This window comes from Rhizobacter sp. P5_C2, assembly GCF_054049715.1.
Genome location: NZ_JBFULV010000224.1, coordinates 1 through 2288 on the forward strand (window position 1 = coordinate 1; position 2288 = coordinate 2288).

The 2288-nt window shown below is 71.6% G+C and carries 1 protein-coding gene; it reads left to right on the forward strand.

Translation table 11 applies throughout. From position 1 onward, the window contains the following. Nucleotides 1–2288: non-ribosomal peptide synthetase (locus ACXJLU_RS33150; protein WP_457337974.1), on the forward strand; the 2288-nt coding region annotated here is incomplete at both ends.

A 2288-nucleotide genomic window follows, 5' to 3' on the forward strand; every position in this document is an offset into this window, starting at 1 on the left:
GGTCGAGTTGCCGCCCGACCGGCCGCGCCAGCCGCGGCGCAGCGGGCAGGGCGCCACCTTCGACTTCCATGTCGACGCGCCGACCACCGCGCGCCTGAACCAGCTCGCGCGCGACGAGGGCATGACGCTGTACGTGCTGCTGCTGGCCGCGTTCAAGGTGCTGCTGTACCGCCACACCGGAACCGAGGACGTGATCGTCGGCACGCCGACCTTCGGCCGCACGCAGCCCGAGTTCGCGCGCGTGATGGGCGATTTCGTGAACCCGGTCGCGCTGCGGTCGCGCCTGCACGCCGCGCTGCCGTTCCGCACGCTGATGCAGCAGGTGCGCGGCACGCTGCTGGAGGCGCTGGACGCGCAGGAGTACCCGCTGTCGCTGCTGGTCGAGCGGCTGCAACCGGTGCGCGATGCGAGCCGCTCGCCGCTGTTCGAGACCATGTTCGTGCTGCAGCGCTTCGAGCAGTTCCGCGAGCTGAACGACCTGCTGGTGGCCGGCGCGAGCGACGTGCCGGTCGACTTCGCCGGCTGGCGCGTGCAGCCCTATGCGATGGCGCAGCAGGAAGGGCAGTTCGACCTCGGGCTCGGGCTGATCGACCGCAGCGATGCGCTGTCGGGCGCGTTCAAGTACAACCCTGCGCTGTTCGACCGCGCGACGATCGAGCGGCTGTGGGCGCACTACCGCGTGCTGCTCGATGGCATCGTGGCCGACCCGGCGATGCCGATCGGCCGGCTGCCGTTGCTGGGTGCCGCCGAGCGTGCGGCCTTGCTGCCGCCGGTGGTTGCGGTCGCCGACGGCGCGCAGCCGATCCATCGTCGCTTCGAGGCCCACGCCGCGAACATGCCCGATGCGACCGCGCTGCGCTGTGACGGCGTCGCGATGAGCTACGGCGAGCTGAACCGCCGCGCGAACCAGGTGGCGCACCGGCTGCAGGGGCTGGGCGTCGGGCCGGGCACGCGCGTCGGGCTGTGCGCCGAGCGCTCGATCGCGCTGGTGGTCGGGCTGCTTGGCATCCTGAAGGCGGGTGGCGCCTACCTGCCGGTCGACCTGTCGTACCCGGCCGAACGCGTGGCCTTCATGCTCGGCGACGCGCAGGCACCGGTGATGTTGACGCAATCGGCGCTGCTCTCCCAGCTGCCACAGCATGCCGGCACCACGCTGTGCCTCGATGACCCGTCTCTGGCCGAGGCATCCACCGGCAATCCGGCAAGCCCTGTCGGCGCCGATGATTTGATCTATGTGATCTACACCTCCGGCTCCACCGGCCAGCCGAAGGGCACGCTGCTGACGCACCGCGCGGTCGACCGGCTCTTCACCGCCACCGCCGGCTGGTTCCATTTCGGTCCGCAGGACGTGTGGACGCTGTTCCATTCGGTCGCCTTCGATTTCTCGGTGTGGGAGCTGTGGGGTGCGCTGGCGCATGGCGGTTGCCTGGTGGTGGTGCCGCACGCGGTGAGCCGCTCGCCGGAGGCCTTCCTGCAACTGCTGCACGACGAGCGCGTCACCGTGCTGAACCAGACGCCGTCGGCGTTCCGCCAACTCGTGCAAGCCGATGTCGACAGTGGCGCGCCGCGGCGCACCGCGCTGCGCGAGGTGGTGTTCGGCGGCGAGGCGCTGGAGCTGCAGAGCCTGCGCCCGTGGTTCGAGCGCCATGGCGACGCGCAGCCGCGGCTCGTCAACATGTACGGCATCACCGAAACCTGCGTGCACGTGACGTACCGGCCGATCACGCGCGCCGACGTGGACGCGCGCGCCGGCAGCGTGATCGGCGTGCCGATCCCGGACCTGCGCGTGCTGCTGCTCGACGCGCTGATGCAGCCGGTGCCGGTCGGCGTGACCGGCGAAATGTTCGTCGGCGGGCCGGGCCTCGCGCTCGGCTACCTGGACCGGCCCGAGCTGACGGCGGCGCGCTTCGTCGACGATCCGTTCAACCCGGGCGAGCGGCTGTACCGCAGCGGCGACCTGGCGCGCTGGCGCGTGCGGGCGGCGGATGCTGCACTGGAGCTGGAGTACCTCGGCCGCATCGACCACCAGGTGAAGATCCGCGGCTTCCGCATCGAGCTCGGCGAGATCGAGGCGCTGCTGGCGCAGCAGCCGGGCGTGCGCGAGAGCGCGGTGCTGGCGCGCGAGGACGTGCCCGGCGACCAGCGGCTCGTCGCGTACGTGGCCGGCAGCGCCGATGTCGATGCGCTGAAGCAGGCGCTGCGCGAGCGGCTGCCCGACTACATGGTGCCGGCCGCGTTCGTCACGCTGCCGACGCTGCCGCTGACCGGCAACGGCAAGGTCGACCGCC